At 44.6% G+C, this 21,391-nt stretch carries 18 protein-coding genes; 9 read left to right on the top strand and 9 right to left on the bottom strand.

From position 1 onward, the window contains the following. Window positions 1-48 precede the first annotated feature (48 nt). A complete protein-coding gene (locus tag DW133_RS07990; protein ID WP_118276127.1) occupies window positions 49-1,083 on the bottom strand; it encodes an IS110 family transposase in 1,035 nt (344 codons plus the stop codon). A gap of 902 nt (window positions 1,084-1,985) precedes the next feature. Between DW133_RS07990 and DW133_RS07985 the strand changes: the two genes are divergently transcribed. The 9 genes from DW133_RS07985 to DW133_RS10295 all read left to right on the top strand — a co-directional run bounded on the left by DW133_RS07985 (window position 1,986) and on the right by DW133_RS10295 (window position 11,239). Continuing rightward, window positions 1,986-2,801, top strand: a complete 816-nt coding sequence (locus DW133_RS07985; protein WP_118276126.1) for a sulfite exporter TauE/SafE family protein — start codon at window positions 1,986-1,988, stop codon at window positions 2,799-2,801. 31 nt (window positions 2,802-2,832) lie between these two features. Continuing rightward, the gene (thiM, locus tag DW133_RS07980) at window positions 2,833-3,639 is read left to right on the top strand and encodes a hydroxyethylthiazole kinase (protein ID WP_118276125.1); all 807 of its coding nucleotides are present in this window, start codon (window positions 2,833-2,835) and stop codon (window positions 3,637-3,639) included. After that, complete coding sequence (thiE, locus tag DW133_RS07975; protein WP_233542151.1) at window positions 3,639-4,280, top strand: thiamine phosphate synthase; 642 nt, start codon at window positions 3,639-3,641, stop codon at window positions 4,278-4,280. Before thiM ends, thiE begins: the two co-directional genes overlap by 1 nt. A gap of 236 nt (window positions 4,281-4,516) precedes the next feature. Continuing rightward, window positions 4,517-5,902 (top strand): DUF2868 domain-containing protein, encoded by a 1,386-nt coding sequence (locus tag DW133_RS07970; RefSeq protein WP_158571161.1) that lies wholly within the window; start codon window positions 4,517-4,519, stop codon window positions 5,900-5,902. Further along, a complete protein-coding gene (locus DW133_RS07965) occupies window positions 5,892-7,334 on the top strand; it encodes a DUF3482 domain-containing protein (RefSeq protein ID WP_118276122.1) in 1,443 nt (480 codons plus the stop codon). The genes DW133_RS07970 and DW133_RS07965 overlap by 11 nt, the downstream gene beginning before the upstream one ends. Continuing rightward, complete coding sequence (locus DW133_RS07960) at window positions 7,319-8,551, top strand: hypothetical protein (RefSeq protein ID WP_118276121.1); 1,233 nt, start codon at window positions 7,319-7,321, stop codon at window positions 8,549-8,551. Before DW133_RS07965 ends, DW133_RS07960 begins: the two co-directional genes overlap by 16 nt. Window positions 8,552-8,955: 404 nt before the next feature. Beyond that, window positions 8,956-9,816 (top strand): glycosyltransferase family A protein, encoded by an 861-nt coding sequence (locus tag DW133_RS07955; RefSeq protein WP_158571160.1) that lies wholly within the window; start codon window positions 8,956-8,958, stop codon window positions 9,814-9,816. Window positions 9,817-9,827: 11 nt separating this feature from the next. After that, window positions 9,828-10,655 carry a capsular polysaccharide synthesis protein gene (locus DW133_RS07950; RefSeq protein ID WP_118276119.1) on the top strand — a complete coding sequence of 276 codons (828 nt, stop codon included), beginning with the start codon at window positions 9,828-9,830 and terminating at the stop codon, window positions 10,653-10,655. 413 nt (window positions 10,656-11,068) lie between these two features. Then, window positions 11,069-11,239 (top strand): transposase, encoded by a 171-nt coding sequence (locus DW133_RS10295; protein WP_118276118.1) that lies wholly within the window; start codon window positions 11,069-11,071, stop codon window positions 11,237-11,239. 469 nt (window positions 11,240-11,708) lie between these two features. On the opposite strand, the gene rfaP is transcribed toward DW133_RS10295, so the two are convergent. From rfaP to DW133_RS07905, 8 genes are all read right to left on the bottom strand, one after another. Further along, on the bottom strand, window positions 11,709-12,506 hold the full coding sequence (gene rfaP / locus DW133_RS07940; protein ID WP_118276117.1) for a lipopolysaccharide core heptose(I) kinase RfaP: 798 nt from the start codon (window positions 12,504-12,506) through the stop codon (window positions 11,709-11,711). Next, on the bottom strand, window positions 12,503-14,257 hold the full coding sequence (locus DW133_RS07935; protein ID WP_118276116.1) for an ABC transporter ATP-binding protein: 1,755 nt from the start codon (window positions 14,255-14,257) through the stop codon (window positions 12,503-12,505). Before DW133_RS07935 ends, rfaP begins: the two co-directional genes overlap by 4 nt. Beyond that, window positions 14,247-16,028: a lipid A export permease/ATP-binding protein MsbA gene (gene msbA, locus DW133_RS07930; protein WP_118276115.1), complete on the bottom strand. Its 1,782-nt coding sequence runs from the start codon at window positions 16,026-16,028 to the stop codon at window positions 14,247-14,249. Before msbA ends, DW133_RS07935 begins: the two co-directional genes overlap by 11 nt. Before the next feature lie 9 nt (window positions 16,029-16,037). Next, complete coding sequence (locus DW133_RS07925) at window positions 16,038-16,763, bottom strand: hypothetical protein (protein ID WP_118276114.1); 726 nt, start codon at window positions 16,761-16,763, stop codon at window positions 16,038-16,040. Window positions 16,764-17,191: 428 nt separating this feature from the next. Continuing rightward, window positions 17,192-18,340 (bottom strand): hypothetical protein, encoded by a 1,149-nt coding sequence (locus DW133_RS10005; protein WP_147408903.1) that lies wholly within the window; start codon window positions 18,338-18,340, stop codon window positions 17,192-17,194. Beyond that, on the bottom strand, window positions 18,315-19,475 hold the full coding sequence (locus DW133_RS07915) for a hypothetical protein (RefSeq protein WP_118276112.1): 1,161 nt from the start codon (window positions 19,473-19,475) through the stop codon (window positions 18,315-18,317). Before DW133_RS07915 ends, DW133_RS10005 begins: the two co-directional genes overlap by 26 nt. Beyond that, window positions 19,472-19,843, bottom strand: coding sequence for a hypothetical protein (locus tag DW133_RS07910; protein WP_118276111.1), 372 nt, complete (start codon window positions 19,841-19,843; stop codon window positions 19,472-19,474). The genes DW133_RS07915 and DW133_RS07910 overlap by 4 nt, the downstream gene beginning before the upstream one ends. Window positions 19,844-19,857: 14 nt before the next feature. Beyond that, window positions 19,858-21,378, bottom strand: a complete 1,521-nt coding sequence (locus DW133_RS07905) for a sugar phosphate nucleotidyltransferase (protein ID WP_118276110.1) — start codon at window positions 21,376-21,378, stop codon at window positions 19,858-19,860. Window positions 21,379-21,391: the final 13 nt, after the last annotated feature.

The raw sequence follows: 21,391 nt of genomic DNA, 5'->3' as shown, positions 1-21,391 counted from the left end.
TTACATCATTGAGCTTGGATCAATCACGGCGAGCATTTCGTCTTTCTCCTATGCTGCCGTCACGGGCATCCTTCTCCAATCCTGTCTCTTGCTTGCCACCGCCCAGCACTGGCGTGCCATGCGGTTGGCGATGGCAACCATTGCCACCTTCTTGGGTTTCTTTGCCAAAATGTTTTTCACCCAGTCTGTCCGGCATTTCAACCTGGCCACTGCATGGGCTCCCTGCACCAACACGGCTCTCAGAGCTTTATCACATCGGCCGGGAATCTTTGTGGTGACAGTCTTGCCGCCACTGCCCGTATGCATTGGTACCAAGCCAAGATAAGCCGCAAACTGCCTGGCCGAAGAAAACTGTGTTGGATCAGCAAGGAGCACACACATATACGCCATGATCGTTTCACCAACGCCCGGAACTGTCAGAAAGTGCTTTGCATTTCTGGTTTGATTGGCAAGCCTGCTGATTTCGCGCTGAAGCGTCTTAATCCGGTCTTGGTCATCACGAATACTTTTGACCGTATCGCGCATCATGTTGATCACCAACTGCACAGCGTCACCCTCAAGGCTGTTGATGCATTCATCAACCTTGTTATCGAATTGATTAACGTTCCTTGGCATAACATGTCCGTATTCGGCTAGTAAGCCGCGCACGTGGTTTATGCGGGCTGTGCGCTGTTTGACCAGCAAGGCTCGCATTGTCAGCAGCGTCTGGATGTCACGTTCCGTTTCCGTCTTGACAGCAACGGCCCGGACTCCGCTTACCAGGGCATGGTAGACGCCCTCGGCATCAGCCTTGTCACTCTTGTTGTGACGGACAAAAGGCTTTACGAGCTTGGGATCCATCAGCCGGACAGTATGGCCGAGTTCCTGCAGTTTGCGGGCCCAGTATTGGGAGCTGCCGCATGCCTCCATGCCGATAAGGCATTTGCCGCAATTGGCAAGGCTCTCCAGCACCTTATCCCGTTTGATCTGCACGTTGGTGATCTCACCGGTCTGCGTATCGCAGCTATAGATTTGAAACACGCTTTTGGCAATGTCGATGCCGATGAGCTTCGTGAAGTCGCAAAACTGATTAAGATTCGCCATGAGGGCCTCCTTTAAATGTTGTGCTAGAACATTTTGACGCTTAGATGCCGTAAAAGACCGAGGGTCTTCAGGAGGTTCCTCACCCTTCACGGACTTGACGCATGAAGCCGTATGCGGCGTGACGCCCTATGCGGGGTCGTGCGTCAATTCATCATCGGCACCAACTCCCTTGAAACCCCAAGAAAGCGCCGGCTGCTTGCCGGTGCAAAGCGGTGTGACTAAAAGAACGACGTCATCGCCGATAGCAAAGGGGAAAGCGTTGCGATAACAGCGAGCGCCGTCATCACATTCTCAGCCAAAGTGTTAAAACTTAGGCTGTCCGCGCATTCTCGCGGGCCGCGCAGAGTCGGACTTCTCCTATCTGCGCACTCCAAGTGTATGCCTTACGATGAAACATGCTTGCGCGGGAAAAGCAAAGCGTATTCTTAAGGGCCGGGAAAACTTTGGGTGAATCCGCCGTTAGGCGGAGAAGGCAAAGCCCTTTTCTGGTTGGCTCGGCGAGCCAACCGTCCTCAAACTCTTAACCTCATAATTCCAGGTTGTTAAAGATCGCCACAAGCTTTGTACGAATGGGTACTACGCTTGATCGGGTACCTGAGGTCATTATCGTTTTATAATTGTCCTACCCTGTGAAGTTTCACCAGCGGCTCCAATGTTCCTAACCTATGCATTCGTGCAAGGCCGTTTAACTCGAGAGCCGATAGTGCAGCGGGCACGCGTTGTCCGCTCCGTTTTCCGCTCCAGCCGCGGCCACCCTGACCTTTCGGTTCAGGTAACGTAGCCGGAAACCACAGGGTCTTCCTTTTCCCGCCTTCGTCAATTCCAGCCCCAATCTCGCTCTGCCCTCTTTGGCGCAGGTATCATGTACGCCGCAATTCGACGATTCTGCGGGAAGCGTATTCATGTCTTGGGAAATTGTTGCGGCTTTGCTTTGTTTAGGCGCCTGTACCGGTTTTTTGGCCGGACTCCTCGGCATCGGCGGGGGCATGGTGCTCACGCCCTTCATGACCATGCTTTTGGTCTATGCCGACGTGCCTGATACAGCCATCGTGCATACAGCCATCGCGACATCTTTGGCTACTATCATGTTCACGTCGCTTTCTTCGGTGCGAGCGCATCACAAGCGCGGTGCAGTGCTCTGGAACGTTGTTGCAGCTGTGGCACCCGGTATCTTGGCAGGTGCCCTCCTCGGGGCCAAAATCTCCAGCCTTCTCCCAACCTTCTGGATTTCTCTCGTCTTCGTCTGTTTTGTCGGCTTTTCCGCTGTCAAGATGTTCATCAACTCCAAACCGGAACCTAAAAGAACTCTTCCGGGAATGGCAGGAATGTTTGGCGCCGGTGCCGGCATCGGAGTTGTCTCGGCATTGGTCGGCGCCGGGGGCGGCTTCATTTCCGTTCCGTTCATGGTGTGGTGCAATGTCAAAATGCATAACGCCGTAGGAACCTCTGCCGCTTTGGGCTTTCCGATCGCAGCTGCCGGAACGCTCGGCTACATCATTACAGGCTGGGGTGAACCGGGCCTCCCACAGTTTCCCATGATGTTGGGCTATATTCATTTGCCAGCTTTATTGTCTGTGGCTGCAGCAAGCATTTTTACGGCGCCTTTCGGCGCCAAAGTCGCTCACAGCATCGACACGAAACCCTTAAAGCGCATCTTTGCCTGCATGCTCCTGGTTCTTGCCGGCTATATGCTGACGCGCGCCATCAGTTCCCTTTGATTTTTCAACTTCATCTCTTTTCTTCTGCTGTATGTCTGAATTCACTTTGCCTCCTGTTCGTGCCGTAGAACCGGAAACCATTGCGACACACCTCTTCCATGTGAAACAAGTAGCACCGCTCGTGCACTGCATAACCAATGATGTTGTGCAGGAGATCACGGCAAATGTGTTGCTTGCGATGGGCGCATCGCCCGCTATGGTCATTGCCTGTGAAGAAGCCGCTCACTTTGCCGCGATTTCTTCTTCCGTGCTAATCAATGTCGGCACTCCCCGTCCGGATTCGTTGGAAGCCATGCATCTGGCTGCCAAAAGTGCCGTTCGACACAATGTTCCCTGGGTACTGGATCCGGTTGCAGCCGGTGTCATTCCCTGGCGTGACAAAATGATCCAAGGCCTTTTGGCGCTTCACCCGACGGTGATCCGCGGCAACGCCTCAGAGATTTTGGCCCTTGCAGGAATGGGCAAAGGCGGTAAGGGGGTCGACAGTACCGACTCTAGTGATGCCGCTCTTGAAGCATCCGTCAAACTTGCTCGTGAGTACAACACCATCGTCTGCGTCACCGGCAAAACCGACTACGCTACCGACGGCAAGGAAATTCTTTCGTGTACTGGCGGCTCCGTTAAGGCAACGCTTGTGGTCGGAACCGGCTGCTCCCTGTCAGCCATGGTGGCAGCCTTCGTTGCTCAAACCGAACATCCCCTTGAAGCTGTCATTTCCGCCTGTGCGCTTGCCAAACGTGCCGCACAACAGGCTGCCGGCGTAGCCCGCGGCCCGGGTAGTTTTGCTGTGGCATACATTGACGCTCTAAACCTTCTTCAAGCCAAGGATTTTTATTGATGCGACAACCCATCGATCTTTCTGTATATCTGGTATTGGACCCCGATTTATGTGGTGGCGCTCAAGGCATGATCGACACCACGCGCGCGGCAGTACAAAACGGTGCCACCTGCGTTCAATTGCGCGCCCCGCATTGGAAAAAGAGGGCACTGGTTGAGTGCGGCCGTGCACTGAAGTCTGTTCTCGCCGACTTCCATGTTCCCCTGATCATCAATGATCATGCTGATGTCTGTCTAGCCGTTGACGCTGAAGGTCTCCATATCGGCCAAGATGACCTGTCTCCTATTGATGCCCGCACCATCATCGGCAACGAAAAGACACTCGGACTCTCTGTATCCAACGAACAGGAACTCTCTGCAGTCGATGTTCGTTTGGTTGATCACCTCGGAATCGGACCGATTTTCTCGACGAGCACCAAACCGGATGCAAGCGATGCGCTTGGCATTGATGGTTTCGCAATACTGGCCTCACGCAAACCCTGTCCCGTTGTTGCCATCGGCAGCGTCAAAGTACCCATTGTTGGCGATTTGATTCGTGCCGGAGCCGATGGGGTTGCTGTTGTTTCAGCTATATGCGGACAAAAGGATCCCGATGCAGCGACAAAAGAACTGGTTGACGCCGTGCAAATGGCTCGAATCTAGAGCGCAACTAAGCACTCTCACCTAAAATAGGGGTTTGAACCAATATCAGAGGATTTCTCATTGCTATGGCAAAAAGCAAACGAACGTCGGTTCGACTAACACTCCAACAGGCAAAACTGATTCTGCTTGCCAAAGCTGTTGAGGAATCCAATGACGCGCATATCAAGTGGACGTCAGCTGACGCCGAAGCCGCAAGCCTTCGGGCCGCCCATACGGTCGGCGAATCCGCCGATGCTGTGAAGCTTTTGACTGAGCGCGCCAAGGTCGTGTTACGTACGGCTTCTGAGCGCGGCGTTAACACGACCGTCAGCACTAAAGCTCGCCTGCCCCAATTCTTCTCACCTCTCTTTGTTCTTCTAACCTTTGTGCTAGGCGCCTTGACGGATCGCATTGCAAGCCCAGAGCACATTGTCAATCTGCTCTCCCCTCCCTATTGGGGAGTGATCCTTTGGAATCTTGTTGTCTACATCGCACTATTTTGCTGCGCAATCGGCCTGGTCGGAACCAGAACCAATCGATTTGCGTTGCCATTGCGAAGCAGTCTTAACGCATTCGTTCAAAAAACAAGCTACGGCACATTCCGCCGTTCCGGTTTCAAATCGCACTTCTACAGCGAATGGTCATCGTTTGTTGCGCCGCTTATCCGCATGAACGTGGCCCGGACTCTACATTTTGCAGCCCTCTTCTTTGCTTTGGGCATCGTCATGAGTCTCCTGGTACGCGGTTTCGGAACCTCTTACTGGGCCGGATGGGAGAGCACATGGCTTGCGGAAAGTCCTGAAAGCGTCAAGACCTTCATTGACTACACCTACGGGCTCATCCCCGCTGTCGGTCCTTTACCACCCATGCCGGATCTTGCTCAGATCGTCCAAATGCGGGCAGACCGTCTCCCATATCTCGAAACTCCTGTTTCTGCAGCCCCCTGGCTCATTCGCATGATGATTCTGATGGGCGTTGTCGTTATTTTCCCTCGTCTGATCTTCGCCTGCTTTGATACCTGGCGAATGAATCGGTTTAAGGCGCAGACATCGCTTTCGATTGAGTCGTCCTACTTCGAAAATATCCTTGTCCAATGCGCGCAGGACGCTGTGCTGGGGAACTTATTGATTGTCACATCGTCCGTGAATCGTCCCTTGCGAGATCAAACAACCTCCGTCCTTTGCAAACATTGGGGAAGTGCAGAGGATTCCGTTGTCAAAACTATCGACTTTGACGATGAAGAAGCAACCATTCCCGCCATCCCTTCCAGCCCTCGAAAGCCGATCGTTCTTGTCTGGTTCGACGGCATTGAAACTCCAGAAGAGGAAGTACACGGAGCGGTCATTGAACGTCTGCGTCAGGTATACGAGTCCGAGGGGGCTGCGGTCTTTGCCGCACTCCTTGACATGAAAGAGTTTGTCCAACGCTTCACTTCAATGCCAGCGCGCCTCAAGGAACGACTGGAATCTTGGGAAACTTTGAGCAATGCGCATCAGATCAAACTGTTTGTATTACGTGACTCTTCCGAGTCTCAACTCGAAGTAATCAAGACAATTCGAGCTTGGGCGGCTCCTCGAATTTCATCCGATCAAAACATCTCGGTGACTGACACTGACAAAAAGGAAATGAACAATGAGCAATGATCCGATGCGAATTCATTTGAGTTTGGTCAGTCATACCAATGTCGGAAAGACAACACTGGCGCGTACATTGCTGGGCCGAGACATCGGTGAGGTTGCTGACCGCGCCCATGTCACTGAAACAACAGATGACTACGTACTGGCTAGAACCCCTGAAGGTTGTGAGCTCATTCTTTGGGATACTCCGGGTTTTGGCAATTCTGTCGCTCTCGCCAAGCGTCTGGAAGGGAGAGCTAATCCGGTAGGTTGGTTTTTGTCCGAGGTTTGGGATCGTGTCGCAAACAAATCTCTCTGGTTAAACCAGAAAGCTCTCAAACACGTTAAAGAAACATCAAGTGTTGTGCTCTACCTCGTCAATGCAACCGAGCTACCTGACTCTGCTCCATACGTGAGTGCAGAGATGAGAATTCTCGAGTGGATCGGCAAGCCGGTGATTGTGTTGCTCAATCAAATGGGAGAACCAAAACCGCCGGAAGCTGAACAAGCGGATATAGATCGCTGGAAACATGCTACGTCGGCATATTCAATAGTGAGTTCCGTACTTCCGATGGATGCATTCGCACGATGCTGGGTACAGGAATACGCGCTCTTTGACGCTATCGCAAAGGCGCTCCCAGAAGAGCTTCAAGCAACATTTGATGCATTGCGAGAAGTTTGGTCGAGAAAACGTCGAGCAGCCTTCAGTGCAAGTATCCAAGCGATGGCTCACTATATCGAGAAGCTTGCCAATGATCGTGAAGTTGCAGAGTCCGCATCAATAAGGGATCAACTCAGATTTCTAGGTAAGCGTCTTGGTCTATTTAGGAATGAAACGGTAAATGATCCTATCTGCGCGGCTCAAACAGCTCTTACTTCTCGCGCTGCAGATGAATTGTGCGCACTGACTGATAAGCTGATTGAAATTAATTCCCTCAAAGGGAAAGGAGTCAAAAAAGAACTCCTACAGCGCTTGCAGTCTGATTGGAAAATCACAAGTGCAATTCCTCTTGCTCCAGCCGTAGCAGCAGGGGCTATCAGTTCCGGAATAGCCAGCGGAGTAGTAGCAGATCTCACCACGGGAGGTCTTACGATGGGGCTTGGAACCTTGGTGGGGATGCTCGCTGGAGCCTTAGGAGGTGCGGGACTAACAGTTGCATATAATCACAAAAAAGAAATTGATGGAACAGTAATCACATGGTCTGAGGAAGCTTTAAAGAAATTTCTATTCGAAGCTATATGTTTATATATAGCTGTAGCCCATTTTGGAAGAGGTCGCGGAAATTGGCATGAAAACGAACCACCCAATTGTTTAATAAAGACCATCAAATCGAAATTGGAAAAAAAATCAACTCTAGACAAATTAAATTATCAATCATACATTAATGAAATAATCCTAGATTCACTCTATGCTCGATACACAATAAATCCCACGAAAACAACATGCTACTTAAATTAACATTAATACTTAAATTAATCTTTACACCGTTTTCGAAGTTAGCATTACCGAAAAACTTCAAAATTTTAGCAATAGACAATGAAGACGAAAAACTAAAAATTTCTCAACAATATATTAGAAATCAAATTGAGTACATACATTCACTCCAAAAAATTTCATGGAATGACATTTTCTGGCGAAAAATAAGATTCGTCTCAATTCCTCGAAGCAAAAACCGCAACAACCTTGACAAATTTAAATGGATTGCAATTAGATATCTCAACCTAACAATTAGCGAAGAACTAAAAATAATAAACCTTCACCATATTTTATATAATGAACCACACAAGTTCAATATTGTTACTGCCTCCAATCACGCCTATAACATTTACAGGGAAAATCTTCAGAAATTCAATCCAATTCATTCATTTGATCATTTATCAACAATCTATTGTATTATTGGATTTACTTCTGCTCTTTTCGCTTGTTTTACAAAACAACAAAACAAAGAAACCGGAATAACAGTTTTTACGAACCCAAAATCATACATTACTCTGAAAGCCTATTCCAAAATAAACCCCAAAAAAAACATAGTAATTCGTTTTCACGATGTATTAAAAACCAACGATAAACAGCTAATCAAGAAAGTTAAAAGCAATCTTCCTCGTATAATTATCGAGAGCTACTCAATAGTCGACGCCTATCAAAATAATATAAAATACCGCCCCAATGGGATATCCCCCAAATTCATTAAGCAATGTGAATCTCCCTATCGTTGCTTTCTGTATAAATTTGATGGAGCAAAAAGCGAATCAACCAACACTCCCCGAACAGAACCATTAGATCTTATTAATAAAGAGATTCATGCAATTTATAACTATATCCATCCATGGCTCAGATCAACAATTAAAGATTCACTAGACAGTTACCTTTCATATAAAGAATATTGTAAGATATCCGCTACCGCTGAAATTGTCATTGATTTAATAAGGGTTACACCTAGCGAAGGATTTTCCTTCAGAATTCCAGAAGCTTTATTTTTAAACCGAAAAATAATAACTAACAGAATTATCTTATTAAAAGAGCCTTTTTATGATTCTGATCGGATTTTTATCATTGGGCACGATTCTTTATCTCGCTTGAAAGAATTTCTTGAAAAGGATATTTCTCCTTTACCAAGTAAAATTCTTCGGTACTACAACTCCGATCTTTGGTGGACAAAATTTGACCCCTATTAACTCAATTACTTAAAATTATTACTTAAGAAAAAGTATAAGTTCTAAACTCACCTACACTTTAATTCATCATAGAAACTTCCGACATGGAAACCTGTTAGGTATAAAATCAAAAAACATATTAAAACTTATTGATATGCAGCGTGTCATTAACTATGAAAACCATAAAGAGAGCTGAACATTTAGGAAGCATCCAAAACTCCTCTTGCAACTAGGTACAGAGTATACTCTTGGGAATATCTGCGTGATGTGATATAAAGCCTATATTAAAAATAGTGCCACTAGTCGGGCTCTTCATTGTATTTGATATAGAAAATATAGATAACATAATTTCAAAACACTCCTGAAAACAAAAAAAACTCCAATCTATCTAGATTTAACTCGAGATGAAAGCTAGTAAATATCACATGATCAAGCAACACCCACAAGTATCCATTATAATTACATCATACAACAAATTTAACTTTATTATCGACGCGATAAAAAGTGCCACAAATCAAAGTTACCCAAATATTGAAATTATTATTGTTGATGACGCCTCAAATGATGGATCTAGCAACTTAATTGCTAGTTATATTAAAAATAATAGCAATATTAGATTATTTCAAAACATAATCAATAAAGGTGTTGTTTATTCCAGAAATTACGGAATTTTACACAGTAACGGGAAATACATATTACCTTTAGATGGCGACGATTATATTGCAGAATCATATGTCAGTGAGGCCGTTAGTTACATGGAATCTCACGGCGATTGTGGTATTTGTTATTGCATTGCAGCAAAGGTAGACAACAAACAAAATTTCAAAATTTGGAATCTACCCAAATTCACTCTCGGTCAAGAAGCCATATCAAATGTTATTTTTTCTACGGCACTATTTAAACGATCTGACTGGGAAAAGGTTGGAGGTTATGATGAAGAATTTAATTTCGGATATGAAGATTGGGCGTTTTGGATAAAAATACTTGAACTAGACCGTTCTGTATACAGAATACCAAAAGTTTTGTTCTTTTACCGACAAAGTTGCAACGAACGATCCGATCTAGCTACCCCGAATTTTAAACTAGCACTAGAATATATTTACAAAAAAAATAATTGGTTACTTAGAAATCAGGAAGTAATTGAAACTATAGTTAATACAATAGTTAATTATTCGCAATTAGATAATAAGCTTAAAAAATCCAAGCGCAAATTTAAAATATTAATACTGTTGTTACTTTCATCCTTCATCATGTTAATCTTCGTACAAGATCTATTGCTTTCGTAAAGGAGTGACCATTGTCTAGACTGCTAAAATTCTGTAGAGTGTACAAAACAAATATAATTCAACATCTCTACCGAAGATTATTTTGGGATAATGATTGGGATACCCTACCATTCTTGCAAGGGCTTTCAACTTCCTCAAATAGAAAACTAAAAAAAGCTGAGCGGCGAATATTTACATTTTGGACAGGCGAAAATCCAATGAGTGAAAACCGGAAAAGGTCTCTTTTTAGTTTACAAAAATGCGCGAATATTCCCTTAGTTTTTGTAACACCAAATAATCTAAGTGACTTCGTTTTAAGAGATCACCCTCTTCCTGAAGAATTTAAATATTTATCCAATGTTCACAAATCTGATTACCTGAGAGCATATTTTATGTATTATTATGGGGGGGGGTATTGCGATATAAAGCCCATTACAAAACCCTGGGATCAATCGTTTGATTTGCTGAACGCAAATGATAATAAATCAGGCATTGGATATCCAGAGCTTTCTAATGGTGTGGGGTATTTACAACCCGATCAAGAGTTCCCATTAGTTAAAATATATAACTTAAGCTATATTATGCACTGTCAATACAAACAACTTATCGGAAATTGCGCTTACATTTTTAAGCCTGGTAGTTTAATTTTTGAAAAATTACTAGAAGAACAGGAAAGAAGAATGAGGCAGCTTAGAGAGCAACTTATCAAATACCCAGGCAATGTCCTAGGAGATAACGAAGGATATCCTGTAAGATGGACATATTTGCTCGGCGAAATTTTTCATCCTTTGGTCTTTAGATTACGTAATGATTTACTAATTGATGATTCTATCCGTCCGACTTTCTCTTCCTACAAATAGCAAAACCTGAGATTTCTCACTCATAAAGACGATATTTTAAGCAAATTGAAACGTGAATCTCCCATAGTCAAAATGGCTCTCCCAAAAATCGATAACAATGGCTTCACGAAAAATTGTGATGGAGACCACAGTGAGAAAAATCGATATTGATTGGGGACGTGTGTACTGCTGATTTGTTACCTTCGGCATAAGCCTTCGAGAATTCCATAGACTGCATTTGCTGTGTTTCTTCCCCGGAGCTTCACTGCCAGCACTTTCATCACTGGCCAGACATATGAGACTCATTCACCAACAAGCGTGAATTGGGTAACTGAAAATGGCACGGAAGTCGACAGGGATGGAATGAACTAAGGTTGCAGAAGCGGATTTTTGATCCTCACTTTTAAAAATCTGAAACAAAAAGAGGATCAGAAATGCAAAGACGCTTTTCAGAAGAATTCAAACGTGCAGCTGTTGCACGAGTCCAAAGCGAAGAATCGCAGCTGTCGGTTGCTCGCCACTTAGGAATCAGTAGCAAAACACTCAATCGATGGTGCGTCACAGCGCAGAGCTATGCCCGCAGAAAAACTATCTGCGATGGATGAAATTGCTCGGTTACGCAAACTGCTTCGGCAACGCTTTTGCACGATGTTTCTTAAATTCCAGAATCGTTAAACGCATATATATCGAAGGCCAGCGTGCTGGACAACGCAACGTTTGCTGACGTGATGGACTCACTCAGATCATGCTGGCGAAGTCGAAAAGCACCAACCGCAGAGAAGCCGAAAATTGACGACAAGTTTTGGATTCGCCTGCTGAAGTGCGACGGCGAGATGCTCGTCGCGCAGGAACTGGTCACGGCCGGCGAGGATGTCAAGTCCAACAAACGAAGGCCACCCCCAAAAGGCAAAGAATGCCTAGCATGCAGACGAACCGGGTGCGCCGAAACGGCGCCCGGGACGCACGAGGATTTGCCCCATCATCTACGGGCCGACGCGCCAGAGGTCGGCCCCGTAAGGGAACCTCATCTATAGTTCGAAGAATTGAGGTTCTTTTAATAAAGTGGCAAACAGATTACAGACGTTTTTTGGCTGAACGCTTTGCAATACGTTCGGATTTCCTCTCCAAACCGCTAATAAGATGCCTTTCTTCCATCAGAACATCTCGCAACGAATCCGAACGTTTGTACTTCATCAGAAAGTACAAACAGTCCTTCAAGCTAAATCCCACTCGCTTGCTTGAGTAGTAGAGCTCTACAAGATCCTTGTTCCGCCACCGCTTGGGTGTCGTCCTGCGGATCTGCGCTCGATGCAAATCAATTAAAAAAAGCCTCGGCTTGAGTGGATCTTTTACTGTTAGGTCAACTAGGAAGTGAACCAGATAGCAGTCTCGGTGATTAACACCACCTTCATGCATCCATCGCAGCATATCGGCCACTTCGGCAATGATCGCTCGTTTGTGCTCATAAGAGGGTGGGTGATTTCGCCAATTAAGGCAGTAAGCAAGTAAATCAATCGTAGGGCTTAATTCCTTCGTGATGATAAACGACTCGCGTTTGAAAGGGCTTAGCCCCCTCTCGCCAAAAGCGGCTACCTCCATGGTATTCACATTGAGCTCATGTAGCTTCAAAACCGCCCGATATTCGTTTCCTGCCCCTAACACAGGCAATTTCAGGCAGACAAGATTCTTTAGGATCTCTCTCAACGAGCTACCTGTGTGAACCTTGATGTAGAAGGCTTGTCCAGCAAATTCAAATCGAGTAGTCGATCGGTTGAGCACCTGCCTATAGACAACTCCTTGGATTTTTTTTATCTCCTCAAACGGATCCTTGCCTTCCCAAGCTTCTCTAAAAGGTGAAGAAAGAAAAATCATCTTGGCTCTAAATGTCGTAATGATGACTGCAGACGGGAAAATTCGGCGTAGAGCCCATTCTTAGACAATAATTCAGAGGGAGTACCCTCCTCGACAATGAGCCCCTCTTGCAAAGCTACGATGCGGTCAATGTTGTTCATCATTGACAACCGGTGCGCAATAATCAGGCAAGTACGCCCCTTCATCAGACGGTCCAGAGCCTGTTTAATTTGGTGTTCAGACTTACTGTCAAGGGCACTTGTTGCTTCATCGAGAACAACAATGGAGGAGTTTTTGAGAAAGGCTCTTGCAATGGAAATGCGCTGCCGCTGCCCTCCGGACAACAGCCGCCCACCCTCTCCGACTTTAAAATCAAGTCCCTGCGGTAGATCTTTCAAGGCCTCAGTAAGAGCAGCCGCCTCGATAGCTGCATCAATGTCTTTTTGCGTTGCTTCGGGGCAGCCATAGGCAACATTCTCACGTATGCTGGCATCAAAGAGAAAAACATCCTGTGATACGACTGCTATCTGATTTCTAAGGCTTTCAAGCGTGCAGTCCCGGACATCAATGCCATCGATTTTGACACTGCCTTCCGAGATTTCAACAAAGCGCGGAAGCAGATTAATCATGGTGGTTTTGCCTGAACCCGAATATCCAATGATTGCAACGTGTTCCCCCGCACGGATGTGAAGGCTGATGCCTTTGAGTGCTTCAAGGTCGCTACCCGGATAGCGAACATATACGTTCTCAAAATCAATGAATCCTTTAACCCTGTCAAGAACAACCTTTCCTGAGTCCTTTTGTACAGGAGCATCTATCATCGCGAAAATACTTCTGGCTGCAACGCCGATGGCGGTAAACGTGGCATTTAACCCGGCAAGTTTCTGCAATGGCTGCATCAAAAAAAGCATGGCCGAAAGAAAGGTAATGAAATCCCCTACTGTAAGAGCTCCGGATCGAGCCTGCATCAACGCAAAAGAAACAACAACGGCCACCCCCATCATGGCGACAACCTGCGTGACCGGCGTTCCCAGGCTTGAAAACTTCTTTTTGTCAAGTGTGGTGCGGCGAATAGCCTGATTCACTTTCCTGAAGCGCTCTTTCTCAAAACCATACGTGTCGCTGATTTTGATCAAACGATGCGCACCGTAGACTTCCTGCACACAGGACAGCGTATCGGCAATCGCCCGCTGTCCCTTGTGAACAACGGCCTTTATTCGCCTACGGATGATGCCGAGCAAATATGCAGCAACGGGACCAACGATGCAAGATACAAACGTCAGTTGCCAGTTTTGCCAAAACAAAAGTCCGAATAGAAACAAAACCTGCAATGAATCGCGTACAAGAATCATTGCTGCCTGCGTGGCTCCGGAAAGTGCAATGTTGGCTTCATTGACGAATTTTGAACTTGCTTCACCGGAGGAAAAGCGTTGGTACTGCTCCAGAGGCCAGCGTAGCATGTTGTTATAGAGTTGCGCGCGCACTGTGACAAGCATCGACTGACTGACTTTGGTCATCGTGTAATTGCTCATGACAAGCGCCACCGCATACAAAAGCGTAATCAAAATCAGCGCTGCGGGAGCTGCAATGACCATAGCAGGATCCTGCTCGTAGAAACCTTTTTGAGTGAGCAACCCAAGGAGCTTGGAAGTGACGGCTGTGGTACTCGACACAATCACCGTCCAGAAGCAGGAGAGAGTAATCAGCCGTTTGTAAGGCTTGGCGTAGCCTGCCAACCGAAGCAGAGCAGGATCAAAGAATTTAGACAACATGGGGAATTCCAGAACCGGTCTGGGCGATGCATTCGTTTTGCGCAAGCCCCTGCAGTTTGCAAAGATGCGAGTAGACACCGTTTTTTTGGATCAATTCAGAGTGGGTCCCGACTTCAGCAATCAATCCGTCTTGCATGGCAACAATTCTGGTGGCGTACTCAATGGTGGACAGTCGGTGCGCGACGATAAACGTGGTGCGGCCTTTCATTAATCGGGCAAGTGAAAGCTTGATATGGTGCTCGCTGTCGGCATCCAGCGCACTGGTAGCTTCGTCGAGAATCAAAATGGGGGCGTCCTTGAGGAGAGCCCGGGCAATAGAAATGCGCTGTTTTTGCCCACCGGATAGCCGTCCTCCGGCTTCTCCAACAGGCGTGTCAAGTCCATTGGGAAGAGAACTGATGAAATCAGATAACGAGGAATCCTCGATCGTCTGTCTGATCTTTTCGGCAGTGACCCCCGGGCATCCGTAGGTAATGTTGTCCCGGATGGTGCCGTCAAAGAGAACAACATCTTGAGAAACAATGGCGATTTGCCGCCGCAGTGATTTGAGCGTCAGTGTTTGTGCATCAACTCCGTCAATCAGGATGCGGCCGTAAGTTGGGTTCCAGAAGCGGGGAAGCATATTGACGAGCGAAGATTTTCCCGACCCTGACAACCCCACCAGCGCAATTGTTTCTCCAGCATTGACGGAAAGAGAAAAGTCATGCACGGCATCACGTTCGGCCCCTGGGTAGCGCAGGCAGACTTTCTCAAACGTGATTCCCTGATTGACGCCGGCAAGGTCCACATTACCGTTGTCGGGTTCAGGGGGTTCGTCCAAAGTGGCAAAAATGGATTCGGCAGCCACGGAAATGCCCACAAAGGCCGCATTAATTTCCGTCATTCGACGCAGAGGCGGCAAAAGCAGCACCATGGCTGTTAAAAAAGTAATAAATTCACCTAGCGTCAGCATCCCACGCTGGGACTCAATCATGGCAACAACAAGCACAATGGCTACACCGCAAACCCCGACAAACTGCGCTGATGGCATAGCAGCAGAACTGACTTTAGTCATGTTGAGCGCAAGTTTGCGGACTTCGTTGTTGATGTTGGCAAAGCGATGGGCTTCGAAATCAAAAGTGTTGCTGATCTTGATGACCTGACGTGCGTCGTAGCTCTCCTTAACACGAACCAACAGGGTGGCTATGTTTTGCTGCGCACCGGCAAGAATGGTTCGCAACTTTGAGGAAATAAATCTGATCAGCCAAATAATGACGGGCGCAATGATCAGAGCCACTAACGTCAGGATGATGTCGTGCCAGACCAGAACAGCAATCAACCCGATAATTTGCAGAAAATCTCGGACAAGAACAATCACCGACCGTGTGGCGCTGGAAAGAGCAGCGTTGGCCTCATTGACAAACTTGGAAGCAACTAGCCCCGTGGCATTGCGTTGGTACGCAGCCTCAGGCCAGGACAGAATTTTGTCAAAAAGCTCCTCCCTCAATTGAAAAAGCACAGACTGGCTTACCTTGCTCAAGAGGTAGTTACTCATGAACATGCTGCCGCCATTAATGACAGCGACAAGAATCAAACCAATAGGAGCAGCAATCACAACCCAAGGTTGCTGGTCATAGAAACCCAACTGGGTAAGTTTTCCGAAAAGAACAGCAATCAAGGAAGAAGTTGATGCGGCTAAAAACATCGACAGCACAGATAAGCAAATAAGAAATCTGTAATGCTTAAGATACAGAAATAACCTCTTTAAAGGCGCTCCAATTGTAAGAATCATTTTTATTTACTAAATTCGCAAAATCTCTTTTATGGCATTTATCAAATCGTTTTCAGACATATTGTTTGAATCAAATTCAACTACTTGACTTGAAATATCTGGTATTTTTTTAAGCGTGAAACCCGTCATCACATCACTCGATTTCATTGCATCAAGTGATCCTCTCTTTGGGAAGGAGTTATAAATTGCAATAATTGGAACCCCTGTCATAGCCAGTATTTCTAGAAGCCCACTTCTAATTCCAATAATTAACTTTGCTTGAGTCGCAAGTGCATAAAGTTCAGAATGCGACAGAATTTTCAGCGAATTTTGCTCACATCTCTTTTTTGTCGAATTTACATATACGCTAAATCCATTTGCTTTTAGAAAACAACAAACCACCTTCCAAAAAGAATCTGAGCTTTGCGAACAGGAGTTGGCTTCCGGGCAAATAATAACAAATCGAGATAAATTGATTTTAAAGCATTGGGCCATTGATTTAAATTGAATAAAATCATTCTCAGAAAGGACTGGAGCTGATAAATGCAATCTTGAAATCTCCAGCTTTCTAGCAATATAATCTGAGTAATGAATGCCCTTTGATTTAATCAATTTATCCTGTTCAATGTAATGTGTCGTGGGAAAAAACTGATAAATTGTACATCTGCGACTATCAATAAAAAACGTTGCCGAATAAAGAATATGCGTAAATATTGTTTTATCGATGAAAATCACATTGCTGCCCGGAGCAAACATCGAGCAAAGAACACATTTCCATCTTTTGTCAACGCAAATATATGCATCTGACCTTTCAAAACACCTAAAATATCTAAGGTTATTCAAGACAAGAAACGACTCGCCAGACGGAGAGCCTAAAAGTGAAAATATGACTATGTGTCTATTGGAATTTTGATTTATTTTTGGTAAACACAAATGGACAATTTCACCCAGATTAGCTATATCCCGCACCCGAAAATTACAATTTACCTTCCATTTGAATATACCTATTAAATTGCAAATAATCCCATCATTCGTTATAACAGATTTATAAATTCTTATCCCAAATATGCGTAGTGATGTTAATACATTGAAATTGACGTCTCTTTCGCAACAAAAAAACAAGAATCGTGTTCTAATGCAGCAATCACTTATAAAATGCCTTTTAAAAATAACTTGGAGCAGTTTCATGATAGCTCCAAGCTAAAGCTAAGATATCTGAAATTATTTAACAGAAAAATTAACCTAAGAATTATCCTTCTAAATATCTTTATGGGGGGGGGTGCGATACTGTTTATTACCATATCAATTAATTTTGTGAAATCGACATTTTCAGGGTTTTCAATAATAAGTTCATTAATATTACATTTATGCTTGCATGGTATTTCTTTGAGAGAAAATGCCTTTTGAACTTTTGCTGCCGTCATAATAGGAAGTTCTCGTGACCTAAATTTGAATGGTGTGTACAAAACAATCATCTGTTTTGCAACAGGCAATGACAGATCTAAAAAACCACTTCTTAAAGCAATTAAACATTCTGCATGTCTTGTAACTTCTAGGCCTTCACCTAGTGTTGCGAAAAATGATTTTCCAATCGATGATGCAGGTGAATTAATAAATGTATTAAAAACTACGTCATAACCAAGCAAACGGAGTTTATGGCTAAGAGTAAACCAAAATGTCCATGGGAAATTTATATTAGAAGCACTTTCGTTGCTTATGAGGATATATTTTTTATGAACATCTAAAATTTTTAATTTGGTGGACACCCAAATCTTCTGCTGCTTGCTGAGAAATGGTTTTATATTTTCTGGCTCATAAAAATTTTTATTTTTTTCAAATAGGTTTCTGTAGAAATGAGGAAAACTTGAGTTATCCCTTATTGTTTTTTCATATTCAGCAAAATACTTAAGAGTTGGTGTCATTATGACAGTTGTGCCTTTTATATCAAAACTATTTTCTGGCACATCCCAACGTAAATGAACCCAATTTAAGTCTGGTCTAAAAATATAATTGTTGGTCGGACAATATAAATTTATTAAATCTTTATGGTAACCAACAGTGCCCACAAATAAAATATCCTTTAATTCTTCTCTATTTAGATGATGATAAAGACCAGATAACAAAAAAGAAGTTTCTCCAGTATGGTTAAATAAAATTATGACTTTCTTAAATTGATGAGAATTATCTATAATATTTTTTATTTCTCGCCTCAAATATTTTAATGGAGATGCATTTATATGTAAACCAAGAAATTCATATCTTACTTTGTATCCTAAATGTTTTTCTCGAAAAATCTTTCGCAGCAAACTAAATAAATATTGTTTCATCTTCATTTTTCATATTTTTGACAACAATTTCTTTACTTGTTCTAGCGTTCAGCAATGGAATTGACTTAATGGAAAACAACGACAGCACTTCTTTTGCTGATTTTGGCGGCGTATTAAACCCTCTATCTGGAAAATCAGTATAAAACAAATGCATTTTTATTCCAGAATTTGATAAAAAGTCAACAATTCCACTTCTCAATGCAATTAGCTCCTTTGCCTTTGTAGCTATCGCAAATATCTCCGGATAAGAAAATTTCGTGGTATTTTCTAGTATCACATATTTTGACGAAACATCTGAAGATATTATTTGTTTAAACTTATCATCAAGATTAGAGCTCGAAAATGAATCCAAGGCAAGGATAGCAAGTCCCTTTTCTGCCTTATCATTTAAAGCATTTTTTTGCTCTAGAGAAAGCTTATCTATAGCCGATTTAAATGCCTTATTAAACTCTTTTTCATTTTGCTTAACTGGTGCTCCAATTTTCAATTGAAACCATTTACTCATCCACTCTAAATAATTTATAGCTACACCATTGATGCTGGCTTCGAATCGAGCAAAATACTTCCCAGGAAAACACATGTGAACTTGCCGTCCATCTGCTTCGATGTCATCAAGTACATAGCGCAATATTTTTGGCTTCGCTACAACAGAACGAATTTCCGGAAAATACAATCTCAACATATCCTGGTGGTATTGCTTCGTGCACAAAACTACAACTTCTTCCGGAGCGCGTATTTCATACCGTTTCAAGAGCTGCTTCCAGAAAAACATTAGAAGCAATGCGATTTCTCCAGAATTTGCCCAGAATATAAAAATATGTTTTCGGCCATTAACCGGACGAACCGGCATCTTTGAAAAAATTGAATCTAATTGGAAAGAAAGCTCTTTTGCAATGGATATCTTTTTAACAATTAATGATGAACCGATGTGCCATGAAATGGCTTGTTGATTCAGCCTCCTCCCCCAGACAGGAATGCCCAACAAACTGGACTGGCGTGAAGCCTCTCCGTAATCCTCAAATGTTACAATCTCTCGGTAGATTCCCCCTAGAAAGACTCGCTTCAACCCTTTTTCAGCTCGATACTTTCGATAAAGAGGAATCCCCAAAATAGTCTTTGTTTTCGAAAGAGCAAAATTCATAGAGAGTTGTCGACCTCAAAAGATAGGGACAAGGCCTGGTCTCTATTCTTGTTGACAGCGTATGCAGTTTGTAATCCTGATGGCTTCCGGTCATTGACCAGAATTCTTTCGCCCTGAGGCATATCCGTTAGCAGATAATCAAAGCGAATATTGTTTTTGGCTAGGAACTTCTTCAGAGCGTCCTCGTATTCAGGCTTTCTGGCAGTCATCAGCACGATGACATCCGTAGCAGGAATGCTCTCAAAAAGTTCTTTGACTCCGGGAAGAAGCTGATCTCCCTCCTGCGTCAGGTGCCCATTATGTTTGACAATCGTTCCATCGACATCGAACACCCAAGTCTTTGGCAACGGCGACAAAGTAAGTTTCATAGTTCTGCCTGTCCTCAAAGAAAATCTGCAGACTTCAGAATGCCGTTGTAGAAAGCGCCGCAAATGCTGTCATAGTCCTCCCATGCGTACGTGGTCAGGGATAGCCAGATAACGGCATGCAGTGCGCGAATTTTGGTCTTGGATACAGACTCGATCCGCTCAAAGAAGTAGTCTTCCATGTCAGACCAATTGTTCGGTTTGACAGCCAGTTCCACGCCTTTTTTGTTAATTTCCAAGGCAAACTTCTTGCGATTGAATTGGTCATAATTCCCGACTAGAGAGTAATAGACCTTAGCCCAGTCGTAATCAACGTCCCCGTACAGCTTCGTTTTGCCGAAATACCCGCGAGGATCGATGAAAAATACCTTACCGTGGAGACGGTCGTAAAGCATGTTGGAGAATGTTGGGTCACCATGAATAAGATGGAAGTCCTTGGGGTATCTTTCCCTCAGGATGTTGGCCAACGATTCACGGTCATAGAAAATGTTCTTGTAGTAACGACCATTGATACGGATGTACTCGTCTCGGGCAAACGGAACCAAATCCTCAACCTTTTCTAGACGACTGAAAGTCTTGGAGACATAGTTTTCTTCAAGATCTGCAACGATAGCTGGCCGTGCGTTTTCCAATTGGTGAAGTTCACGCAACCCGACAATAATGGAATCAATCACTCGCTTTTTTTCAGAAACTGTCAGACAGTCATACTCCCAAATGTTTCGACCTTTGATGCGTTCCATGACAAGCGGTTCAAAGGAGTGAATTTTGGGTATCGCGGCAAAACCCAGGGCCTGGACATGCTTGTACCAGGCGATTTCATCCACAGCGATCTTCCGTCCTTGGTCGTCGACACCACGTTTGGAAACTGTTTCCTCGTTGAAAAGAACCTCATTAAACGGGCGGCAGACGGAAGGTTTGTTCAGTGCTTCAAATGCCTTTACTGTTCCTACTTCGGTAATGTGCTCAAGATAGAAAGGGTGAAACTCCTTCTTTGTCTCGGCAAGCCAGGGCACCAGCGCGCCATCACTCGGAATACCCTCAAGTTCGCGTTTATTCTTAAAGACAAAGAAGCCAGCTACGCCCGACGCTGACGATGCTTCATGCTTGAATTGCCTGTTTTCGAACGACCATCTGCAAGGAAATGTCCCGGACAGTCCAACCAAATTGCTTTGCAAGGAGGTTTCTGTCATTACTTCAGGTATCGCCCAGTCGCGGTCAAACAGCAGATCGCACCAAAGGACGACAACCGGCGCATCGTCGTCGATTAGTGCACATGCCTTCCCGATGCCAGAAGCCGTACCCTTGCCGTCTGCTGAAATAACCTGAACTCTATATTGAGGCCCAAACGCTGCGAGATATCGCTTCAAAGCATCTTGCTTATAGTCGCAGATAACTGTGATGTCATGTTCCTTGAAGGCTTCAAATGTCCAGAATATCAGGGGGCGGTTGTTAACCGGAACCAGACATTTAGGACGGTTCCTAGTTAAGCCTTCAAGACGTGTCGTCCCCTTTCCTCCTGCTTGGATAATGACATGCATAGCTAGGTTTTCC

It is taken from the genome of Sutterella sp. AM11-39 (genome assembly GCF_003472385.1).
GTDB lineage: Bacteria > Pseudomonadota > Gammaproteobacteria > Burkholderiales > Burkholderiaceae_F > Duodenibacillus > Duodenibacillus intestinigallinarum.
This window is presented reverse-complemented; position numbering and strand designations above follow the sequence as displayed.